Here is a 23,925-nt window from a genome sequence, read left to right on the forward strand (position 1 = left end):
TTATATTAGATTTGGGGATAGACTCAAATTAGAAAGAGGTTTTTAAGATTTTAATCCAATGACACAGTTGGTGTTACACTCCCTATTTTTGACTTTATGGTAATTCTTTCATTTTGTTAAAGCCCTCGGTTACCATCGGTATAATTTGTGGTGCAAATAACTGTGGTACAATCGTCCTTGTCCCCGTATCCTTATTGGCAATCCATTGCGCATATTTATTTGCTAAAAACTCCAATCGCTGTGCTGAAGATAATCCCGGTAAGGTATAATAGATACTTTTTTCGCCTTCTTTACCTTCCATCTGCACATACCGCCCTTTAGTTACTTTCAGGTGACTGCGGTGTTCAAAATCACGTAGGAAAAGTTCATCCTTATCTGCATTATCCCATTTCGGGTCACGCGGGCAACAAACCGATCCGTAACCGTCTCTTCGATAAATTGTAAGCATGCCTTTGGGTGAAATTGGTTTAACAAAATCTAATCTAGGGTTATCAAGACCAGAAAGCCGGAGACTGTCGACTTTAACCATACCATCCTCCCTTTTTATGGAATAATAAAAATTGGTTGTCGCAGGTTCGATACACATCCCATTTTTCGAAGCTTCTTCGGCGACTTCACCATAAAACTTCCAATCGGGAACAATCAGTATAAAATGTTGAAGATCGGGATAGAATTCATTGGATTTTTTTAGTAACTCCACTGGAATTTTAGTACTCAAAAAGAAAACGTAAGTGGAATCCGGAACGATCTGCAAAGGAAGATCTACTAAATAATTGCCATCTTTCTGCGTTACAAAATCATTGTCGATCATTACAACCCGACCATAGTATTCGCGATACCAATCGGGTTTCACAGTATCAGCTAATGAATACGGGGGTATTGACTGACGCGCTGCTATTTTGCTCTTACAGGACAATGCCATCATAGGTAAAATGATAAGCAAATACCACATATTTTTTCGTATTAACATGGTTATAAAATTAAAATATATTTCAACTACTTTCCTGTTTGACTATCTACTTTTATTCCAGCTTGATTCATGAAGGCTATTTGATGTCCTAAACACGACTCAGCTAAGGCTTCAATTTTCTCTTTTTCATCAGTAATCTCCCGCAACAGACTTTTCCGAGTCCCTTTTTTCTGTTCATCAATATATTTAATTAATAAAATACCATATCCATCAACGATCTCTGTCATGTAACCAACTGAAGCGATGTGAAAACTTTCGGCAGTTTTACTGTATTTCAGTTGAGAGGCTTCGCATTTTAATCCTTTGATGTAACTACTCAAAGCGCGTGCCTCATTCAATTTCATGTGATAGGAATAGTCTGATTTATCGACATCATATTCCCCTTCTAGCAATTTTCCATAGCTCTCATCCATTTTTTCTCGACAGCTATGAAAGAGCTTAGCCATTTTCTCATTGTACCCCAAATCCAAATTACCCCTACAGGAACACATGGTAAATAGCATCAAGATTAAAGCTAGCATTCTCATTTCTTAATTTTTTTTACAAATAACAGTTTTTTAAACCAGTCTATCCGTCTCGTTTAATATTCGTGGTCGTTGTTTTAAGATTCGTTATTTTCCGTACAACCTGCTCGCTAAAAAGCAATACGCTTATCCTTACTTTGCACAAACTATTTATTTCTTTGAGAGATGAAAAGCCTACTCTTCTAAACAGGGAATCCATAAAAATCACCTTATACTGCATTATTGTAAAAAAGGTCCTTCGAAACCTACTATTTTAGCCATTTAATAAATCATTTTTTAAAAAATCAGAAAAAAAAGCTATATTTATTTAAGAATCACACATCATTTAAGGCAAAATTCTTTGTTTCTTAAAAAGAATTACGGAACTTAGAGACTATAAACCACCGAAATATGAATAACAGACCTTTAAACGGAATGACTGACGAAGAGCTTCAAACCAACAAAAAAAATGCGCTGGTAATTACATGGATGCTCACCACCATGCTCTTTATCCTATTAGGCATGGGGATCTATACGTCAATTAACAAAGGATTCAGCGCACTAATGGCGATTCCCTTCGCCTTATCTCCTATTGTTATTCTCAATTTTAAAAGAATAAAAGAAATCAATGAAGAACTCAAAATAAGAGGAGCTCAATAAAGCCATCATGAAACACCTCGCATTATTCATATTCTTTCTTTTCATCTCGGATATTGTATTTGGCCAAGAGATAAGTAAATCAACGACACAGACGATCACCCAATCGGGTATTGGGCTGGGTTCTGTCATTGCCGTTGTCACCTCATGGGATCGCAACAAATCCATACTATGGGCTTTAATTCATGGGATACTCGGTTGGTTATACGTCATCTATTATGCATTCACCCGCAACGAGTAACGATTTTTAACTATAATTCTCACCAGAAGAGCCAAGCCGATCATTAGCAGAATGTCTTTTCTTACATAACACAGCGATCAATTCCTTTTCTATATCTCATCCGCAATCAAACACATGAGTTCCTCACCTATTTCCAATACAGATTTTGTCGTTGAAGAAGTCAACGAATCCAGCATTACCTTAATTTCTGAATTAGTAGACCTGACTTTTAATATTGTCCAAGGAGGTGCCTCTGTAGGCTTTATGGAAGATCTAACAGTTGAGCAGGCAAAAAGATTTTGGACTGAAGTACTGAACAAGGTCAAGCAGCAAAAAACAATATTGATTATTGCAAAAGATGCTTCTACGCATCGAATCGCAGGAACCGTTCAACTCCAAATCGACCTCCCCTCAAATCAAATACATCGTGCAGATGTAGCCAAAATGTTAGTCCATACTGACTTTCGAAGAATGGGCATTGCACAAAATTTACTTCAACACATTGAAAATATAGCCATTGATCTAAATAAGACACTATTGGTACTAGATACTGTAACCGATAGCCCGGCTTATATTATGTATCAAAAATGTGGCTGGACGAAAGTCGGCGATATCCCAAATTATGCGCTCTTCCCGAATGGAACATTGTGTAGCACGACATATTTCTACAAAAACTTAATTCTGCCAACAAAATAAAAGCCCCCAAATCGATTAATATTCATTTGGAGGCTTCTCTTAATTATTTGGGAGCTTCACATATGAATCTCCATATACTTATATATCCTATTTATTTTTGTACCATATCGGTCCCGGTTTTTCGCCCATTTCTAACACCAATGTCGCTCCGGACATAATTTGTTCGTGTGTGATATAACTTGTTTCAAGAGGCTTACCATCAATCGTAATGGCTTGGATATAAATATTGGCTTTACTGACATGGTTAGCTTTCACGGTAAATTTCTTTCCATTGGACAACTTCAATTCAGCTTTTTCAAATAAAGGTGTACCAATTTCGTACTTTCCACTTATGGGATCTACAGGATAAAATCCCAATGCGCTGAATACATACCAAGCCGACATCTGCCCGCAGTCATCATTTCCACTTAATCCCGAAGGTGTATTCAAGTAAAGTTTGTTCATTACCTCGGCTGCATATTGCTGCGTTTTCCAAGGCTGTCCAACCGCATTAAATAAATAGAGTGCATGATGGCTCGGCTCGTTACCATGTGCATACTGCCCAATCATTCCTGTACTAAAAATTGGCAGCTTGCTGGTGTCGGAAGGATGAAATGTAAACATGCTATCTAGCTTCTGTCCAAAGCGCTCTTGCCCACCAACAAGTTTAATCAATCCAGGAATATCATGTTGTACAGACCAAAAATATTGCCATGCATTACTTTCACAGATATGTGCACTATATTCCTCCGCATCAAACGGGGTAATAAATTTACCATGGCTATCTCGAGGTTGCATAAATGAAGTAGGCGGATTATACACATTTTTATAATTTTGAGCTCTCGCAAAAAACGCTCCTGCAATATCTTTCCTTTCCATCTTATCGGCCATCATTGCGATACAATGATCGTCATAGGCATATTCAAGTGTTCGTGATAAGGACCAGTTTTCGGCATTGTATTCATCTTTTACGTCATAGGGCACATAGCCTAATTTTTTATAAAGACCTATACCCCGGTAATTATCAATATTAGCTGTGGCAACACAGGCTTCTAACGCTTTTGTTGCATCAAAATCACCAATTCCTTTTAAATATGCATCTACAATGACAGGAATGGCATGATTGCCAATCATCATATCCGTTTCACTCCCATAAATATTCCATACCGGTAGTCGGCCATGCTGTTCATAAAAGGCAATGAAGGACTTAATCATATCATTTACTCGACTAGGGTCTATATAGGTAAATAATGGATGCGAAGCTCTATAGGTGTCCCAAAGTGAGAACGTGCTATAATTGGTCCAACCTTCAGCCTGATGTACCTTCCGGTCCGCCCCCATGTAAGCACCATCAACATCACTGAAAATTGTCGGTGCCAACATCGAATGGTATAGTGCTGTATAGAATTTAACCTGTTCCTCTTTGTCTTTGGTCTCGATTGCTACGCGCCCCAATTCATGATTCCAATTTTGTTCGGCCTCTTTTAAATAATAATCAAAATCATCTTTTGGAACTTCTGTTTTTAAGTTCTTTGAAGCGCCTTCCATACTTACTCCCGAAAGGGCCGTACTTAAAGTCACTTGTTCTCCAGCTGCTGTCTTGAAATCAAAACGTGCTTTGAATGCTGTACCAATACGTTTTGCACTTTTTGCCGTTGTATCAGCACTGGATAATATTGCTGAACTATCGATATGAACGGCCATAAAAGGCTTAGAAAACCGAGTTTCAAAATAAACGCGTTGGCCTCTTGCCCAGCCCTCCGAAAAACGGTAACCACGGATAGTAACAGAATCAACCACTTCGATGTGTGAATCTGTTGTAGCATCCCAATTCATTGCTTTCTTTAAGTCTAAAAATACTGCAGACTCGGCTTTTGGAAACGTATAACGTTGAATACCGCAGCGTGCCGTTGCTGTCAGCTCTACATTTATATCGTAATCAGTAAGTTTTACCTGATAGTATCCGGCGTGAGCCTTTTCGTCCTTATGCGAAAATTTGGAATGTATACCTAAGGGAGCCGGGGCTTCATGATAAGGTAAGGTAACCGGCATAAAAGATATGTCGTACAAGTCGCCGGCTCCGGTTCCACTTAAATGTGTATGGCTAAAACCAGCAATCGTACTGTCAGGATAAAAGTATCCGGAAATACGGTCCCAGCCAGGCAGTCCATTATCTGGGCTAAGCTGTACCATTCCAAAAGGTGACTGTGCTCCAGGATATGTATTCCCCGTAAAATCCGTTCCGATAAAAGGATTTACATACCCAGCATAAGAAGTCTCATCGGAGTTTTTTAGTGAAGCGCAACCCATTAAGGACAAAAGGCCTGCACAGACCGCATAATTAATATATTTCATCGTGTAGATCAGTTTTTCAATTTAGTTTGCCTAATTATCTATTTCCAGTAACGATTAGAATATCCTTGCTATTGACCAAAGTCTGATGGTTGATTTTAAATCCATTGAATGGTTTTCCATCGATAAAGATCTTTTTGATATAATCTCCGGCACCCTCTTTTTGACGTCTTATTGTCACTTTGTCGCCATTTGGATAATATTTCTTATCGAGTTGAATGGTCACTTTGTCGAATACAGGTGTTACAACAGTATAATCTGGTCTACCTGGACAAAAAGGATAGATGCCGATCATGTTCATTAAAGCCCATGTGGACATTGTTCCCGTATCGTCATTTCCCGGTATACCCCCAGGGCTATTCGTAAAATGTTTTTCTAAAATTTCCTTAACCAGCTTTTGGGTACGCCATTCTTCTCCTTTGATTTCCGAAAACACATGTGGATACAGCATATCTGGTTCGTTGGTAACATCAAAATACCCTTTATCAAACGTTGCCTGTAGTCTATCTACAAATTTTTGCTTTCCGCCCATCAATTTCACCAAACCAGGTATATCAAATGGTATGGCAAAGCTATAGTTCCAAGCGTTACCTTCATGGAAACCATGATTTGGTTCAAAATTGGCGCCCATCAATGGGTTAAATGGGCTTAAAAACTTGCCGTTAGGAAGAATAGGCCTGAAAGTCCCATACTCCGGAGAATAATAATGTTTATACCCCTGTGCTCGCTTAGCAAAGAGCTGAGCATCTTTAGTTTTCCCCAATGAGGCGGCCAGTTGGGCTAGGTTCCAATCGGCAACATAATATTCAATGGCATGAGATACCGAATTATCGAATGAATCGCGCAGTGGAACATACCCATATTTCACATAGTCCGCATTGTCTGGTCTAATTTTATTTGTCGAATCCGTAGTCGTAGCCGATTTCAGAAACGCTTCGTAAGCTGTATTAACATCAAAATCCCGAATGCCTTTCATCCATGCATCAACGATCACTGGAACTGCCGGATCGCCATCCATGGTATAGCTTTCTCGACTATACAACTCCCATTTGGGCATCCAACCACTTTCCTTATAAATATCGATCATGGAACGTATCATACCCACCTGCTTATCAGGATAAACCAGTGACATTAGAGGCTGAACATTTCGGTACGTATCCCATAGCGAAAACACGGTGTAACGATTGTGATCTGCAACGAGCGTCTTCCGGGTTTCCATTGCCGGATATTCTCCATTTACATCCTGCAAGATATTTGGATGAATCATAGCATGATATAATGCCGTATAGAACACTGTTTTTTGGTCCTCTGTACCACCTTCTACCTGTATCTTTGACAATGCATTATTCCAAAGTGAAGCTGCTTGCTTTTGCGTTTTTTCAAAGCTAAAGTCTGCTTGCTCAGCATCTAGATTTTTACGTGCATTTTCAACACTCACAAATGATACGGCCAGCTGTACTTCTAAGCTTTCATTTTCTTTGACGTCAAAACTAAAATACGCACCAAGATCATCACCTGAAAGCTGATCGGTATAGTCCGTAAAAATTTTATATTTTCCGGCATCTTTATTCCAATCGTTTTCCCATTTTTCTCCGGCACGCTGGAATTTCCAATATCCTCTTTTTGACGGTTTTTTATTGACACGCATAACAAAGAAGATTGGGTAAACAGCCTGATTGTTCGTGTAACAGAAAGAGCCCAACAATTTAGATCCTTCTATTTCGGTATCACTTACATAACGAACTGTTGCTCCCGTTTCATTTGTTAAACCTTCGCCTAGATTAAGTAGGATATTTGCCTGTCCTTTTGGAAAAGTAAATTTCGACACACCTACACGGGTTGTCGCTGAAACTTCTGCCTTGATACCGTATTTCTTTAATATATTGCTATAATATCCCGGATGGGCAACCTCTTGTGTATAGGTACTCCCATATTGATGATAATCAACCTCCAATTTCCCCGAAGTTGGCATCAACAACAGACTTCCCATATCTGGACATCCTACCCCACTTAAATTAACATGAGAAAAACCTGTAAAATAATTATTGCTATGTTCATAGGGAGTAGACCACCATCTTGCATCCTTATCAAATGCATTAAGTGATGATCCCATTACATTAAAGGGAGAAACATTCATCAAGCCGTTGGGAACCTGAGCACCCGGATTAGTTGTTCCATAATTACTGGTTCCAATAAACGGGTTGACATAGTCTGTAGGAAGCTTTTGGGCAGAAACGTTCTCCCAAAGAAATAATCCTAAAAGTAAAAAACGAATAGATTTGATCATATAATCTTGATAGACGACATTGTTAATTGCTTTCATTCAAGCAAACACCATAGGCCGCGCATTTTAGCGTGTACCTACAATACTACAGATAATCGCAAAGATTTACAAATCGTACTTGTCGTTATATCGATGATTTTACGTTTGTTAATAGGATTTAGCAAAACTATACATGTTAAGCAAAGAGATTTATGATGGTCAATAACAACAAAAGCCTGAAGTGGGGGACTTCAGGCTTTTACTAACTAACCAATTATTAACCTAAATTATGAAACTACTGATATAACGTCATCAAAAACGAGTTTCTTATGTTAGGCCGAATGGTTTAACCAAATTTTAACAAATCGTTGTTATCATTCAATGCGCATCAGGTTTGGTCCAGCAATAAATATATTTTTATTGATACAGTCCCCATTGCTTATTCGGTGTAGCGCCCATTTCTAAAACAAGCTCACCTCCTTTCAGAAGTTCCGAAGCATCAAAATAAAACGTATTAAGCGGTTTTCCATTTAATGTAGCACGTTGTATATACATATTTTTCTTATTTGCATTTTTCGCTTTGATAATAAATTGTTCACCTCTACCGTATTTACCGCCCAATTTAATCTTCACTTCCTCAAAGAGAGGGCTTCCAATTTCATAAATTGGCTTGACTCTTGTCCCGCCATCTATCTGAAATAAACCAATAGCATTCATAATATACCAAGCACTCATTTGCCCTTGGTCTTCATCTCCCAAATAAGCATTTGAAACCCCTTGGCCATAATAGCGTTCACCTATGGAGCGACTCCATTTTTGCGTCAACCAAGGCTTATTCAACCAATTAAAAATATAGGCAAAATGCATCGATTGCTGATTTCCCTGAACAACAGGATAATCCCAATATTGATCATTAGGACCATTGTAGCGCCATTTCTCACTTTCCGGAAATCCCCATTCCAATCGTTTTAAAAACACATCCTGTCCGATCATTTTAGCTAACCCAGGAATATCCTGTGGCACAAAAAAGGTCAGTTGCCATGCATTTCCTTCTACATAATGATGGTTAGCTCCCGATTTAAAAGGATCAAAATCTTTATACCATTCTCCTTTTGAATCCTTCATCCGGGCATAGCCACTACTGACATCTATCGCGTTTCTCCACCATTTTCCGCGATCATTGAAATAGTTGTACTCCTGCTCCTTTCCTAACGATTTTGCGAACTGCCCAACTGTCCAGTCGTCAAAACTATATTCCATTGAATTGGAAAACCGGCCCAAATCATAAGGAACGTACTTATATTTTAAATAGACATCCAAATCACGATTACCTGCAAAACCACCTTCAAATTTCAATGGACTTGTTGTCTGCATTTTTTTAACAGCTTCAAATGCCTTTTCAGTATCGTAGTCTCTAATCCCCATCTGGTATGCCCCAACAATTAACGGTATTTCATGTTCTGCAACCATGACGGGAATATACTCCATTCCAGCCGGTCCTTTCGCCAACCAGCCATTTGCGTCATACATCGCAAGTTGCGATCTGACCCATTTATTGGACCATTCCGGCGTAACCAAGTTCCAAAACTGATTTAAATTCCAAAAGGTATTCCAGAAAGCATCACAGCCTAAAGCGAGATCCCCTTTATGGGCTAAAGTTCGTATCACTTCATCCGAAGATCTCCATTGACCATTCACATCACTAAATGTGTTTCGGCATGCCAAAGTGCGATACATATTTGTATAGAATTTCTCTTTTTCAAAATAGTCTGAAGACTTTATCGCCAATCTACTTAAAAGTTCATCCCAAACTTTATGTTGGTTTTCCACGACCCGATCAATCGACCATCCGAATGGCTCCGACAGTTCCGTTTTTAGATTCTCCTCCGCATTGGCTAAGCTCACATAAGAAATCCCTGTGCGCAGTTGTACAGCCTTATCTTTATGCACATCAAATTCCACGTACATTCCCGCAAATCGAGCGCTATCAGCAACCAAATCAGCCCGTTCAGTCAACCGATCGTTATGCCATGTGCCATAGTTTATGATAGGTTTGTCAAACTCCATAACAAAGTATACGACATAATCCTGTTTTGCATCCGTGGACCAAACGTTTTCAGATAATTGATTACTATATCCTACGACCTTATAGTCAGAAACCTTTTTTAGCGAGAAGTCTTTAATTTTATAATCATATTCTCCGTTAACCTTGAGATCAATCATAATACGTCCTGTGTCCGACTTATGATAGGTATATTGTTGAAAACTCGAACGCGTACCAGCCGTCAACTTTACGTCGATATCGTGATCAAGGAGATGAACAGCATAATATCCCAATGGAGCCTTTTCGCTGGTTTTATCTATCGCTGATCGATATCCCGTGTTTGTGCTGTACTGATCGCCGACCTTGGTTTTCAACGGGCCTGCTGTCGGAAATGTTCCCAATCCAGCCATTGTCCATTCGTGAATATGGCTAAAAGTACCAATAGATTCGATAGAAGGTTCATAACCTGCCTGCCAGCCAATATTTTGGTTATCTGGACTTATCTTTACCATGCCAAAAGGCATCCATGGTCCCGGGGCTATCATCCATCTGGAATGTGCTGCACCCATCATCGTGTTCACATAATCTGAAACTCCACCTAGTCTTTTTGGGCCCCGCTTGATTGTTGAAGACTGTATTAATTGCCCATTACTATAAATTTCATACTTACTCCATATCTCCTTAGCGACATAAGGCATTGGTATTTCCAATTTCGCTGCACCTTTTTCAAGTGTTTTCTCATAAATTTTCTTTCCATCTAAGACTACTTTCAACTGTTCATCATCTTTCAATTTCAAGAGATCAACCAGCATATTTTGGACGGGTTTCCCTGCATTTAAGATCTCAAATTCAGCTTGCTGTACATTTTTAACAATTACAGAACGATTGGCTATTAGCTTTACTTGCTGTGGCCCCAGCAGTTTAAAGGAATCAAATTCAACCCAACCTCCCTTTATGACAGTCATTGTAATCTGATTTCCGCCTTTCTTAATGAGATCAGCTGGTAATGGTATATTTATCGTAGAATTTCCAGATTTTAAAGGATTCTCTAACGGCTCACCATTTCCTGCTCCCCCGTCCACCTCAAAATTATAGGGCTTGCCATTGATTACGATCTGTAGTGTAGGTTTATTTTTAGGGTCACTATTGGCCAATTTAACCTGAAGTGTACACTGACCATTTTTTATACTATTGTTTAACACATAGTATAAATTCAAAAAATGTGTTCTCAGGCCAGAGGTTCCTCCAGTCCCGCCCCATTCATTGGCCGGACCGGGCAATACATAGGGAAAATCCCTTGTTAAAGAAGATTGGCCGATAATAAACGCATTGTCTTCATAACCGAAATCATGTTCCAAAAATTTCTTATATCCATTCGGGGACAAGGCAAATTCGCTGCTTGAACCGTCTGAATTTCCCAATTGCCATATTGTGTGCTCCTGGCCAACAACAGACTGAGCACACATGAACAACAGACCGGCGACAAAAGAAAGTGAGAAACGTAATTTCATAAGTATCAGATTTTATAATTTTTAATTACATCAGTTGCTTTCCTCATAAACTGCACAAAACAATTCACAAAACACATTACATTGTACATACATTAATAACTTACAAAAACGTTTAAAAGCAAAACTTTATGCACAATATTACTACAAAAAAAACAAATATCAAATGAAAAACAGCAAAATGTATATACATATAAAAAGAAAGAAATAAAATGAATTTATTGACACAAGTTAGCGAAAATGAAAGGTTTTGATTCTTAGAGAGGAAAGTTAGGTCAATTTGTAGTTTGCGCAATATCCACCGCATTTTCCAGTTTTCGGGGAAAAATTGCCTTTACTTAGAAAAGTGTTTCTACAGATTATTTATGATAAAAAAACTTAATAGAAGTTTTCTCATTGCAATATTTTCCTAGAGTCCATTATTTTAGGATTAAAACTTTGTCAAAACTCAAGTAAAGCAATAATTACTATTGGCTATTTGGATCTAATAAGTTATATTTATACAATTATTTGCTTTGAAACCTTAAAGATAAGAGTATTATCTTTTGTATTATCATTATAAACGATATTCTACCCATTTGTGTAGAAACTTATTTCATTGCTGGATAGAGATGCAATGTTTGAACAAGTTCAACTATAAACGTTGACAATGATTACGAGGTAAGGATAGGAAGGTAAAAAAAGTCTATTATTAGCGTATAAATTGAGATTACGTCCTTATTTTTGTAACTTGCACGCCAGGACAACATCGATTTTACGTGGTATTCAAAAGCGATTGCGGATCATCTTTGTATTTTACACTATGAAAATTAAGATTGAAGATTTTTTCAAGCCGGTACAAGTTAAAGACGACTTTAGCAAAGATGATTATGAGATTGTCGAAGCCTTTATAAATTTTGCCAAGTCCTTAAGCAGATTAACCTATCAGAGTATATATTTAATTGACTATTCAAAGAAAAGCTTTCTATTTGTGTCTGATAATCCAATCTTTCTGTGTGGAAGCACGCCTGGGGAAGTCATGCGAGAAGGGTATTATCACTATGTTAATAATGTACCTGAGAGTGATTTACATTTATTAAAAAAGATCAATGACGTTGGTTTTGACTTTTTTGGAAATTTAGATGCCGAAGATCGCTTAAAATACTCCATATCTTATGATTTTCATTTAAAACAACCGGGAAATAAGCCACTGTTAGTAAACCATAAACTAAAACCTCTGCTCCTGGATAAGTTTTCTAACCCCTGGATCGCCCTATGCTTAGTTTCTATGTCCTCACATGCTAACTCAGGAAACATTAGATTTAAATCTGATGAGGACGGAAAACAGTTTGAATATGACTTGGATAAAGATATTTGGGTAGAAACTCCGCGCATTAAATTGAAACCCCGTGAAAAGGACATTCTTCTTTTTTCCGCACAGGGTCTTACTATGGATCAAATAGCAGATCGACTTTATGTATCGATTGATACGGTAAAATTTCATAAAAAACAGATATTTTCAAAACTGAAAGTCAAAAGTATTACAGAGGCTACAGCATTAGCCATTGAACTATCTCTTTTTTAATCTTATTCATTATTTTTTGAACATAATAGCATTAGTTTTGACATCTCAACAAATTTTTGAATATCGGCATGATTTCCTATACTAAACTGGGAATATTTATTTTTTTCAATAAAAGTCTCCAGCCATTCCGATTTAATATAGATCGGTAATGTCTCAGAATAGAGGTAGATGATTGGATCACCAAGTTGAAAAGATTCTATCTCCAATTTTCGAAGCGTATTGACCACTTTTCGATCACATTCAGCTATAACCAATCCACTACCAAGGCTGTACGGACCATAGAATGCGTCAAAAAGCATCTTTTTCAGAATATTAATGCGATTACCTATTATCTTACCAGAAATTACGAAACGTCCAATGTGCCAAAAATTCTTTACATCTGGAATTAACAAACTTTCTGTCTCGATATCAAATAATTTTTGAATCGGCAAACTCGTTTCCTTATCCCAAAATGTAATTCTAATGGATGCCTGAATACAGTTATCAAGCTTACTTCGAAGCACATAATAAATGGAACGATCAAAAAAAATCTGATCCTCTCCTATCAATGACTCAAAGTCAAACGCATATTCCTCTTCGGAATAACTATCCAGTTTGTAATGCTGCTGAGTCGTTACTAAATAAAAATGAATAAGTTCAGGAAGTTCGTTTTTATTAAGCTTGGTAAAATAATAGTTTTCAGGCGTCCAGTTCATGCAAATGTTATTCGATATGCAATTATAAAAATAAAGACTTTTCGTTTAAATTCCCACAGAGACAAATTTACTACACAAAAGTGTAATGAAACGAATGTTTTTTTCAACTATATTAAGTTCAACCAATCATTGATAAATAATAGGAATCTGGAAAGAATTTTACAGGTTTAGATGTCGCTAAATTAAATACAATATGACTAACCATTCCCGATAATAAATACAAACCTAATGATAATTGCGGAGGAGAAGACGTCAGCGCGATTTTACCATATTCTGCCAAAAATTCCTCAAACCATTTCGTTTTTACACCCTTTGTTTTTAAGCTATCCACAATGAATTCACCGACATTTAATTCGAATGTCTGATGGGCCTTTTCCAAAGACTGCAGATTGAGACCTTCAGGCGGAAGCACCGTTAAAAATCCGGCCCAACCCAAATTATAAGGATGTACTACCGGTATATTTCGTTTTGCCATATACTGGTCAAAGACAAAAGGAATATCAGAAGAAAAATCCAACGCATTAATGGCAACCTTATGATTTATATCGATATTATATAAATTATCTTGGTTAATAAATTCAGAAAACACTGTTATTTTGGCTTGCGGGTTAATTGAATGCAAACGTTCCTGCAAAGCAAATACTTTCTTAATACCAATATCCTTGTTTGTATAATTTTGTCTGTTTAAATTTGTCAATTCGACAACATCTCCATCGGCAATTGTCAAATTTTCGAAACCCATACGCAATAAGCACTCGGCAATGTAACTTCCTATTCCACAACCTCCTATTAACACCGGAAAGTCTTTGATATGTTGTTGATCCTCTTCTTTAATATGTATGTTATTTCGAATATACCTCAAATCCATATATAATCTCTCAATAATTTTGTATCACATAAAGATAGAATTATAATTTATATTATTATTAAAGAAATTGCTAAGTAAATTTCATAGTTGCGTAGTACAAATTAGCGGCGATTTTGCTTAATTTAGCCACCTATCTTTTGTTTTTATTTTGATTCAAAATGAATACCTTTAATAAAATCAACGTGTAAAAATGGATAATACAAGAATATATCGCATGTCATTTGCTGGTGTATACCCGCTTTATATACAAAAAGCCGAAAGAAAAGGACGTACAAAAGAAGAGGTTGACGAAATCATTTTCTGGCTTACCGGCTATAGTCCCATATCGCTACAGCAAGTAGTTGAAAATAAAACTGACTTTGAACATTTCTTTAAACAAGCACCAAGTTTAAACCCGAATGTTTCGAAGATCACGGGTGTAATCTGCGGCTATCGCATTGAAGATATTGAAGATCCGCTGGTTCAGAAAGTTCGCTATCTCGATAAATTAATTGATGAACTGGCCAAAGGGAAACCCATGGAAAAAATTTTGAGAAAGTAAACTCTGCTACGATTCGTAAATAGCGCGTACTTACTATTCCAATGCATAGATGGCACCATCAGCGGCATTAAAATAAAGCCGATTTTCATCGATCCATATTGTTGAAAAGATACTTCCCATCTGCAGGTAGTCTGCAAACAGTCTTGTAATATCATCCTCATATTTTTGTTGCAGATCGGCGCGCAGCACATTTTCATCATTTATAAACAATTGCCTATTCTTTTTACTTGACTCCGTTTGAAAAATAGGCACAACCCCTCCGTTTTTTATATCCAATTTATAAATTACACCATCCAGCGTTCCAAAAAAGGCCTCATTACCTACGATAGTGGCACTGCTAAATGTATTTAAAGGCACTTTAGGTTCAACTATTTTCACGCCGTCCATTCTATTTAAAACAAGTATACTATAGGAATCCGACATGGTTACGACAAGCTTATCGTCAAAAATACTAGGAACACTCGTCCAGCTCCCTGGTTGATGATATACCCAAAAGCCACTTCCATTCGCGGTATTAAGCGCATATACATTAAAGTCACGAGCACCAAAATAGACTGTACTGTCGGCGACTGCTGCATGGAACTGAATCTCGCCTTTTGGAAAATAACGTTCACCAACCGTTTTAAACTTCCAATGTAGGGTACCATCTTTTTTCAAACAATAAAAATAACCATCAAAACTACCAATGAAAACACGTTCTTGTGTCAGCGTTGGGGCTGCATGCACAATGCCCCCAGTCAGGAATTTCCAAACAAGTTTTCCCGATTTAGCATCTACGGCATAGACATGATGATCCCCAGATCCAAAATAAACTACACCATCTGCAACCGCAGGAGATGAGAGGAAATAGTCCCATATATCATAACTCTTTTCGCCATCGGTTAAAAACTGCCATAATTTTCGACCTGTTTGGGCATCCAGGGCATACAAGTAGCCATCAGTGCTTAAAAAATACACTTTTCCGCCATCAAGAGCAACCGTCGACCGAATTTCACCGGTAGTTTTATACTTCCAAAGTATATTACCGCTCGTTTTATTCAATGCGTAAAGATTACTGTCGCAAGACCCGACAAAAACGATATCCTTCCAAACGACGGGCGAAGAAAACAGCCTTCCCTCTGTTTTGAATTTCCATTTCAACACGGGATTTAACCTAATATTGGATTGTGCTGTATAATTTTGGCGATCTAGGCCTCTAGCCAGATGCTGCGCCCGTAATTGACAAAAAGATCCCACTGCAATAAATAGGATAATAATTGGGCGCCAATCATATTTTAGTCCAAACATCGATGTACTTTTATTCAGGTTATATTATTGATAGATAAGGTATTTTTCCCTAGTCTTTCTATAATTACTTAGGCCCGGCTCCCAGCTTTTTCGGATTTCTTCTTCCGAAACACCGGCTTCAATTTGCTTGCGAAATAAACCTACGCCGACGAGCTTTTCGATACTACCAATCTGTTTGGAAAATGATTGATCAAAAAACTTGTCTTTTTCCGGAGAATTCCGATAAAGCGCTATCATCCAGGATAGGTTTATTTTTTTGCTATCGACAAGCTGCTGCAGATCATATTTACGCAGGTCTATTCCATAACATTCTTCATTCATAAACAGAGGCGATTCACTCATCCCTTTTTTACTGACGGGGACAAATGAGAAATCATATGTACTCTTATAGATTGGGCTACCGATCACAACAAAGGGATAATCGGTGCCTCTACCATGATTTACTTTTACACCTTCAAAAAGACAGGTACTTGGATATAAGAGTATGCTTTGTTCCGTATTTAAATTGGGCGAAGGATTGACTGGCAGCTTATAAAGCATACTATGATCATAATCTGCTACAGGAATAATCTTCAATTTACACTTCTTTTTAGTATTCATCCAACCTTCTCCGTTGATCATCTGGGCAAATTCAGCGGTAGTCATCCCATGCGCGATAGGAACAGGGAATTGCCCAATACCCGACTTATATTCTTCCTCCAAAATAGGACCGTCAATTAGATAGGCATTGGGATTGGGCCTGTCTAAGATCAAGAGCTCCTTATCATTTTCGGCGCAAGCTTCCATAATATCCCGAAGGGTATTAATGTTGGTATAAAACCTCACCCCCATATCCTGCACATCATAAATAAACAGATCGATATCTTTTAGATCCTTCGCTGTTGGCTTTTTCTTATTCCCGTATAAAGAGACAATAGGAATTTTAGTTGTCGGATCGACTTCATCCCCCACTTCAGTTCCATTACTTGCATTCCCTCGAAATCCATGCTCAGGCCCAAAGATTCTCACAATCTGAACCCCGCGCGCAAGCAGACTATCAACAAGGTGCCGCCCTTTAATAACCGTAGATGGATTGCCCAATATCGCAATGCGTTTATTCATTAAATAAGGAAGATAACGCTCGGTTTGTTCTGCTCCAGTTTGTATACGATCATTACAATAATTCAACGAGATCTGTGCAGTTGCATTTCTGAACAGGAATAGAGTCAAGATAGAAATGAGCACTAGTTTCATATTCATTTGGTTTATACTATTAAAATATAGCCCCTGAGCATCAGGCTATTTATCCGATTGCAAAAACTAAACTAAGGATAAAGCTTTATTTTAGCAAATCATTTGTTAAAATTGATAAACAAGTTTTATCCAGCTACCTTTGGAATATTATTGGGAAGCATGATTTACACATGAAACAATAGATGACATTCAAAAGCTGTGGCATACTAAATTTTATACTAATAATTGATAATGGAAAAGCAGGTAAATGCGGGTGAATTTGTAGATCGTTTTATGACAGGTAGTTTGGAGCACCTTCGCTACCAGCAATCGCCGATCAAGATATTTCAGCTCAGTGAAATCGCCCCTTACATTAAATTCCCTACTCCGCCTATTTTCTTGGGCTATAACCTCCTCGTCCATATAACTGAAGGTTATTTTAAACATCAGATCGGTGCCAAAGAATATGTCGTTCAGGCTCCGGCAATTCTTATCAGCAATTACGGCAATATCTCAACAATAAAATCTGTCGATAAATCTTCGAAAGGGCATTGCGTCTTGATCAACGACAATGCGATGACGTCCATATTCAGGGAACAGGAGATTTTGAATATCTTTAACATCTCGCCCTTACTTAACTTAACTGCACAAGATAGTAGTGATCTTCAGGAGCTTTTTAGATTACTTTATAATGAACTGCTTTCGGAATTCCCTTATCGAGAACTGTTTGAAAATTTGTTAAAATCGGCAATTTTAAAAATCATCAAACTTTCGTCCTCCAATCAAGCCCTCAATCGTCGGCAGGAAATTGCAATGATGTTCAAACAGCTTGTGCACAAAAACTTCAAAAAGCAAAAAAATATTTCATTCTACGCCGACAAACTTGCAGTATCTACAAACTACCTTAATCGCTGTGTATTTTCAGTATTTAAAAAATCTTCCAAAGAACTTATTCTAGAAGTACTGATTATGCACAGTCAATTTCTGCTGTTTGAATCCACTAAAAGCATTGCAGATATCTGTTATGAATTGGATTTTTCTGACCCGTCTTACTTCTCACGACTTTTCAAAAAAATAGTTGGCGTCTCTCCTACTTCTTATCGAAACAGAGCAACATAAATTTTCAACATGCACGATTTGTCCTATCTTTTATACTGAAGTACACAAGAAAATCAAATTGATTGCAGTTATTTTTGTGTAAGTCATTGAAGCAAAAGAGAATTTCAGTTCGGTAGCACTCTTTATTCTCGATGTTTCAATTTACATTGTTCCATCATTTAATTACATATTTAAAGATGCTTAAGGTTTCAGAAGACAACAATATAACCCAGGATTTCGATTTGTTTATTGCAGATTTTAAAACTAGGCTGTCAAGCTTATTTAATAAGGAGTACGATTACAACTCGCTCAGTTTAACGCGTGGGCTTCCGCCTGAGTTTTTAAAAGAGATCATGAAAATGCAACCATTGTCGGTTGCTATCCCCGAACATCACGGTGGTCGTGGTCTTCATGTAAAAGAATGTTTGGGTGTACTGGCGGCAGCTTCTTATGAATCACTGTCGTTATCGCTAATCTTCGGGATTAATATTGCACTATTTTTGGAACCTTTTGCCAAATACGGCAACACCTTACTTCAAGAGAGGGTATTCCATCAATTTTTGGAAAATCAGGCAATGGGAGGACTAATGATTACCGAACAGGCTTACGGCAGTGACGCACTCAATATGCGAACATCTTACGAACAAAGGGACGATAAGTACTATATAAAAGGTGAAAAACACTGGCAAGGTCTTACTGGAGCTGCAGACTTTTGGCTCGTAACAGCGCGCAAGAAAAACGAAAATGGAGAACTGGTGCGGGATATAGATTTCTTTGTCACAGAGAACGCCGTTGAAGAACAAAAGATTGTTGTCACAAAGAAATACAATAGCCTTGGTCTCTATGCAATTCCTTATGGTGTCAACAACATTGATATCAATGTTCCCGCGGATCATAAACTAAATCCGGAAAGTACAGGAATTAAATTGATGTTAGATACCCTCCACCGCAGCAGATTACAGTTCCCAGGGATGGGCATGGGTTTTATAAAACGAATGTTGGATGAGGCCATGACACATTGTTCCGAACGCCGTGTAGCAGGTATTAGTTTAAATGAATTAGACGCTGTTAAATTTCAGTTGTCGCGCATACAGGCTGCATTTACCTTGTGTTCTGCAATGTGTTCATACAGTGTCTCGATCAGCTCTATCCATAATGACCTTTCAGCCTATGGTGTAGATGCCAATAGTGTGAAAGCATTTGTGACAGACTTAATGCATGAAGCCGCGCAAATATGTGTGCAATTATCCGGTGCAAATGGCTACAGGTTAGACCATGTTGCCGGTCGTGGCCTCATAGACAGTAGACCTTTTCAAATCTTTGAGGGATCAAATGAAATGCTATATTCTCAAGTTGCTGAAGCGATCGGTAAACTTATGCGCAAAACCAAAGAAAGCAACTTATTATCTTTCTTAAAAAAATATAGCTCAACTGAATTTGCAGCACCATTTTTCTCATCAATCTTGAATTTTGACTTTCCGCTACAGCCGAAACAACGTGAACTGGTTACACTTGGAAAGATAATCGCCCGCGTCATTTGTTTTCAGTATGTTTTACAAATTAACAATGCCGGGTTCAATGATAAGATGACTGAAATAACACGTCAACACGTAAGTATGGATATTTATATGTTGGTAGGCCAATTATCAAATAACAATAATGCCGAACCACTTATGAACTATGACGAGAACACGGATTGGATGAAGTTCACTTCTTAATCAGGAGAGATTACAGGAATCAAACTAGTCTGTAAGTTTCAATAAAAGCAAGAGGCCACTTCATAGGAAGTGGCCTCCTGCGTTATATTGCTGAAATATCCCATTCCCACACACTATGATAGTGCCCTATCGACTCGGTATAGGCAATAAATTCTCGGTAAAACGGATGTGAACCTATTGTAGCACTATCTCCAATAACAACCAATTTCTTCTTAGCTCTAGTCATTGCCACATTCATCCGGCGGACATCAGACAAAAAACCAATCTGCTGTTCAGCGTTACTTCTGGTCAAACTGATATAAATAACATCCTTCTCTTGTCCCTGAAAACTGTCTATTGTCTGTATTTTAATCAAGTCATTAAAAGGTCGCAGCTCGTCTTCCCCTTCCAATACTTCCTTCAGGAAAGTAGCCTGTTTCCGATAAGGTGCAATCACCCCGATGCTCAGGCTTTCATTTAGGGTCGGGGAAGCTTTCCAAGCCCCAATATGGTCGTTTAGATGAGCTTTAATAAAATGAGCTTCGCCCATATTGAAGATTGCGCCGTCACTTTCCGTTTCTTCAAATCCCGCTCCTGCTGTATCAATAAATAACACCGGCTCAGTATCCACTGCTAAGCTCCACTGTGCCACGGTACTATCTGCTCTTAACGAACCATTATATAAGGCTACAGATGGGTAATGCATAATTTGTTCATTCATGCGATACTGCACATCTAGCAAAGAAACTAATTGTGGATTACGGTCTACCAATTTTTCAAATAATGTATGACTCAGGCCATGGTTAGATCCCTTACTCGATTTTACTGTTGGAGGTAATTGATTATGATCACCGGCCAAAATAAGCCGATGTGCCTTTAATATCGGTATCCAGCAAGCAGGCTCTAATGCTTGTGCGGCCTCATCAATAATGACTGTTTCATAGCTACGATTGCGGATAACCTCATGATTTGATCCAACCAAAGTTGCAGTGATTACCTGCGATTTATCCAAAACATCTGCACTGATAAAATCTTGAATTTTATCGACATCTTTTCTGATTCGATGGGCCTCATCAAACAATGCTTTTCTTTGCTCCCGCTCAGCCTTTCCAAAATTACGTTTATATTTTTGAGCCATCTCTGTATACGTCCGCACTTGTTTTTGAAGTGTTTTAATATCCTTATTTGCGGGATGTCGATCAATCTTTGCATCGAGTGTCAATTCTTGAAGATGCTCCGAAACCTTAACAGGATTACCTATTCTTGTTACTGTAATGCCAGCAGCGTCTAAACGTTCGGTTAGCAGATCAACGGCCGTATTGCTCGGGGCAACAACCAATACTTGCTTGTTGTATTGTTTTAGGAGTGCCTGCACGGCCTGAACCAATGTTGTTGTTTTCCCTGTCCCCGGCGGCCCATGCAAAAGAGCCACGGTACTTGCTTCCAATAGCTGTTGGATCGCTTTATTTTGCCCCATATTTAAGCTGGGATGCTCAAAGAATTCTCCAATAGAAGCAATCGGAATGACCTCTTCACCGATTAATCTTCTCACTAAACTACCCTGCTTTGCATCACGGCTCAATTCCTTTCCTTTCTCCAATGCATTGAACATCTCCCGATAGGAATACTCATCAAATAACAAATCAACACCAAGCTTCCCTCTTCTGCTCCATTCTGGAAGTTCATCGACACGAAATGAAATTCGCATCCCATCCCTATTGATCGAAGATATGATGCCCTCTATTCGATCTCGGTCGGGATCGTGATTTGAAAACAGACAAACTGGCATACCAAAGCGAAACTTATGTTCGACCTCATAATGATTTGTTCGATTTAAATTAACGGACAAATAGTCTCCTCTTCCAAGCTCCGTATCCGTTATCTGAATCGGAAACCAGGTGACACCTTGCATTCTTCGTTCATTCAAACTACTTTTCAACAACAAATTTTCATGTTGTAATTTATCAAATTGCTGCTCTTCTTGTAATAAAGTAATAAGCTCGTCGAAATAATTCATCGTGTCATATATATATTGCTCAGGCACAAAATAACTGTTTTTTCACGTATTTGGACCATTTGGTTTTTAATTTCATCTCATCCTTTGCCAAATTTTGTAAAGCAAATCGATATCCTTCTAAGGAAGCAATGGATCTAGCCGTAAATTCATTTTTTTTTGTTATAATTGAAAAACAGAGCGTTTTCCAATCGAAACATCCATAAATCAACAATTAGATGAGCGAAATATTCTTACACGATAGCGAACAGCAATGGACAGACTTGGGCGAAGGTGTGATGCGAAAAATACTTGTTTTTAATGATGAACTCATGCTCATGAAAGTTCGTTTTAAAAAAGGGGCCATCGGTGCACTTCATCAACACCCCCATACACAGATTTCTTATGTTAGTGCTGGAACATTCAGATACCATATTGACGGTGTTGATCGCATCCTAACTGCAGGAGACTCTTGTATCATCTATTCGCAATTGGTTCATGGATGTGAATGTCTCGAGGAGGGTGAACTGATCGATTCATTCACTCCTTATCGCGAAGACTTTGTTCAGTATACCTAAAAAATGCATTGATAAGGTCTTGAAAAAATAATAATCATTTTGTTCTAACGTTAATGCAATAACATTCAAAAATATGATCTCACTTCTTTCTCCTCATATGCGCGCAACATTTGCTGGTGTATGTCTGAGCATTGGTTTACTCGGTCTTTCCCCATCTCTACAAGCGCAAGAAAAACCTCTTTTAATAGAGAAGATAAATTCGCAACTATACCTCTATACCACCTTTAATAATTTTGAAGGCACCAAATATGCTGCTAATGCGGTCTATTTAATAACAAAAAAAGGCGTTATTCTATTTGATACACCATGGGATTCCACACAATATCAACCCTTATTGGACAGTATCAAACAGAAACATAATTTACCCGTCATTGCGGTGTACGCAACACACTGGCACGAAGACCGTGCGGGTGGTTTTGCGTATTACAACCGTATTGGAATTCCAACCTACGCAACGAAAATGACGAACGACCTACTAAAGGCAAATCACAAAGCCCAGGCCACTCATCTTGTTTCCACCAATAAAACCTACAGCGTCGGCGGACAATCTTTTGTTCTGAACTTTTTTGGTGCCGGACACTCCATGGACAATGTTGTTGTCTGGTTTCCTGAATATAAGATTCTAGACGGTGGTTGTTTTATAAAAAGCTCCGAAGCCCAAGATCTAGGATTTACGGCAGATGGGGATATAAAATCCTGGAAGCCATCCCTAGCGAGGTTATTGGCAAAATATCCCGAAATTAATATGGTTATTCCTGGACATGATGCCTGGAAAGATAAAGGTCAGATAAAGCGAACCGAAGCTCTGCTTACTGAAGGACACTAATACATTTCTTTTATCCCCAAGGATGCCGGTAAACTCTCTTGTTTTTCAATAGGATAAAAATATCTGTAAGGAACCAAATAGATAAAACCATTGATTATAATGCATTTAGGTCGTCAAAAAAAAAGCAACTAGATAACAGACCTACAAAAAACGGTAGAAAAATAAAAAAGAGGCTTTGTTTATCCAAAAAAGTACTATCTTAGCGACACCAAATAAAGCAGGGGCATTAGCTCATTTGGCTAGAGCGCTTCGCTGGCAGTGAAGAGGTGATCAGTTCGAATCTGATATGCTCCACAAAAAAAGGGTACTTAAGTACCCTTTTCTTATTTTTAATCGACCAATTTTGACAGCAAAGAGACTGTAACGTAAACTGT

At 38.1% G+C, this 23,925-nt stretch carries 19 protein-coding genes and 1 tRNA gene; 10 read left to right on the plus strand and 10 right to left on the minus strand.

The window, feature by feature from the left end; genetic code table 11:
• Positions 1-94 precede the first annotated feature (94 nt).
• Entirely contained in the window at positions 95-970 is an 876-nt protein-coding gene (locus B3P16_RS16190) for a hypothetical protein (RefSeq protein WP_286843537.1), read from the minus strand.
• Positions 971-996: 26 nt separating this feature from the next.
• A complete protein-coding gene (locus tag B3P16_RS16195) occupies positions 997-1,497 on the minus strand; it encodes a hypothetical protein (RefSeq protein ID WP_286843538.1) in 501 nt (166 codons plus the stop codon).
• 387 nt (positions 1,498-1,884) lie between these two features.
• Between B3P16_RS16195 and B3P16_RS16200 the strand changes: the two genes are divergently transcribed.
• The 3 genes from B3P16_RS16200 (at position 1,885) to B3P16_RS16210 (ending at position 3,046) form a co-directional block, all read left to right on the plus strand.
• Positions 1,885-2,133 carry a hypothetical protein gene (locus B3P16_RS16200; protein ID WP_046675688.1) on the plus strand — a complete coding sequence of 83 codons (249 nt, stop codon included), beginning with the start codon at positions 1,885-1,887 and terminating at the stop codon, positions 2,131-2,133.
• A gap of 7 nt (positions 2,134-2,140) precedes the next feature.
• Positions 2,141-2,371 carry a hypothetical protein gene (locus B3P16_RS16205; RefSeq protein WP_197084131.1) on the plus strand — a complete coding sequence of 77 codons (231 nt, stop codon included), beginning with the start codon at positions 2,141-2,143 and terminating at the stop codon, positions 2,369-2,371.
• Positions 2,372-2,485: 114 nt separating this feature from the next.
• Positions 2,486-3,046: a GNAT family N-acetyltransferase gene (locus B3P16_RS16210; RefSeq protein WP_112374362.1), complete on the plus strand. Its 561-nt coding sequence runs from the start codon at positions 2,486-2,488 to the stop codon at positions 3,044-3,046.
• Between the two features lie 87 nt (positions 3,047-3,133).
• Here B3P16_RS16210 and B3P16_RS16215 read toward each other — a convergent pair whose 3' ends face one another.
• The 3 genes from B3P16_RS16215 to B3P16_RS16225 form a co-directional block, all read right to left on the minus strand.
• The gene (locus B3P16_RS16215; RefSeq protein ID WP_286843539.1) at positions 3,134-5,380 is read right to left on the minus strand and encodes a GH92 family glycosyl hydrolase; all 2,247 of its coding nucleotides are present in this window, start codon (positions 5,378-5,380) and stop codon (positions 3,134-3,136) included.
• A 34-nt stretch (positions 5,381-5,414) separates the two neighbouring features.
• Positions 5,415-7,700, minus strand: coding sequence for a GH92 family glycosyl hydrolase (locus tag B3P16_RS16220; protein WP_286843540.1), 2,286 nt, complete (start codon positions 7,698-7,700; stop codon positions 5,415-5,417).
• Between the two features lie 357 nt (positions 7,701-8,057).
• On the minus strand, positions 8,058-11,195 hold the full coding sequence (locus tag B3P16_RS16225) for a GH92 family glycosyl hydrolase (RefSeq protein ID WP_286843541.1): 3,138 nt from the start codon (positions 11,193-11,195) through the stop codon (positions 8,058-8,060).
• A 799-nt stretch (positions 11,196-11,994) separates the two neighbouring features.
• Between B3P16_RS16225 and B3P16_RS16230 the strand changes: the two genes are divergently transcribed.
• Positions 11,995-12,756, plus strand: a complete 762-nt coding sequence (locus B3P16_RS16230; RefSeq protein ID WP_070569349.1) for a response regulator transcription factor — start codon at positions 11,995-11,997, stop codon at positions 12,754-12,756.
• Between the two features lie 2 nt (positions 12,757-12,758).
• On the opposite strand, the gene B3P16_RS16235 is transcribed toward B3P16_RS16230, so the two are convergent.
• Both B3P16_RS16235 and B3P16_RS16240 read right to left on the minus strand, forming a co-directional pair.
• Entirely contained in the window at positions 12,759-13,451 is a 693-nt protein-coding gene (locus tag B3P16_RS16235) for a hypothetical protein (protein ID WP_286779155.1), read from the minus strand.
• 118 nt (positions 13,452-13,569) lie between these two features.
• Positions 13,570-14,319, minus strand: a complete 750-nt coding sequence (locus B3P16_RS16240) for a HesA/MoeB/ThiF family protein (protein WP_112374365.1) — start codon at positions 14,317-14,319, stop codon at positions 13,570-13,572.
• Between the two features lie 190 nt (positions 14,320-14,509).
• Here B3P16_RS16240 and B3P16_RS16245 point away from each other — a divergent pair, with 190 nt between their 5' ends.
• On the plus strand, positions 14,510-14,860 hold the full coding sequence (locus tag B3P16_RS16245) for a DUF2200 domain-containing protein (protein ID WP_070569339.1): 351 nt from the start codon (positions 14,510-14,512) through the stop codon (positions 14,858-14,860).
• A gap of 33 nt (positions 14,861-14,893) precedes the next feature.
• On the opposite strand, the gene B3P16_RS16250 is transcribed toward B3P16_RS16245, so the two are convergent.
• Together B3P16_RS16250 and B3P16_RS16255 are read right to left on the minus strand one after the other, a co-directional pair.
• Positions 14,894-16,147, minus strand: a complete 1,254-nt coding sequence (locus B3P16_RS16250; RefSeq protein ID WP_286843543.1) for a PQQ-binding-like beta-propeller repeat protein — start codon at positions 16,145-16,147, stop codon at positions 14,894-14,896.
• A 24-nt stretch (positions 16,148-16,171) separates the two neighbouring features.
• Entirely contained in the window at positions 16,172-17,380 is a 1,209-nt protein-coding gene (locus tag B3P16_RS16255; RefSeq protein ID WP_286843544.1) for an exo-beta-N-acetylmuramidase NamZ family protein, read from the minus strand.
• 231 nt (positions 17,381-17,611) lie between these two features.
• Here B3P16_RS16255 and B3P16_RS16260 point away from each other — a divergent pair, with 231 nt between their 5' ends.
• Positions 17,612-18,478, plus strand: a complete 867-nt coding sequence (locus B3P16_RS16260; RefSeq protein WP_172462352.1) for a helix-turn-helix domain-containing protein — start codon at positions 17,612-17,614, stop codon at positions 18,476-18,478.
• 176 nt (positions 18,479-18,654) lie between these two features.
• Complete coding sequence (locus B3P16_RS16265; protein WP_112374368.1) at positions 18,655-20,175, plus strand: acyl-CoA dehydrogenase family protein; 1,521 nt, start codon at positions 18,655-18,657, stop codon at positions 20,173-20,175.
• 82 nt (positions 20,176-20,257) lie between these two features.
• Here the strand turns inward: B3P16_RS16265 and B3P16_RS16270 are convergent, their stop codons facing one another.
• A complete protein-coding gene (locus B3P16_RS16270) occupies positions 20,258-22,171 on the minus strand; it encodes an AAA domain-containing protein (RefSeq protein WP_286843546.1) in 1,914 nt (637 codons plus the stop codon).
• 215 nt (positions 22,172-22,386) lie between these two features.
• On the opposite strand from B3P16_RS16270, the gene B3P16_RS16275 reads away from it, so the two are divergent.
• The 3 genes from B3P16_RS16275 (at position 22,387) to B3P16_RS16285 (ending at position 23,845) form a co-directional block, all read left to right on the plus strand.
• On the plus strand, positions 22,387-22,725 hold the full coding sequence (locus B3P16_RS16275; RefSeq protein WP_070569321.1) for a cupin domain-containing protein: 339 nt from the start codon (positions 22,387-22,389) through the stop codon (positions 22,723-22,725).
• A gap of 97 nt (positions 22,726-22,822) precedes the next feature.
• Positions 22,823-23,551, plus strand: coding sequence for a BlaB/IND/MUS family subclass B1 metallo-beta-lactamase (bla, locus tag B3P16_RS16280; protein WP_070569933.1), 729 nt, complete (start codon positions 22,823-22,825; stop codon positions 23,549-23,551).
• 220 nt (positions 23,552-23,771) lie between these two features.
• Positions 23,772-23,845: transfer RNA gene (locus B3P16_RS16285), tRNA-Ala, on the plus strand.
• Positions 23,846-23,925 lie beyond the last annotated feature (80 nt).

Source organism: Sphingobacterium sp. UBA7631, from assembly GCF_002483935.1.
In the GTDB taxonomy this organism is placed as follows: Bacteria; Bacteroidota; Bacteroidia; order Sphingobacteriales; family Sphingobacteriaceae; genus Sphingobacterium; species Sphingobacterium multivorum.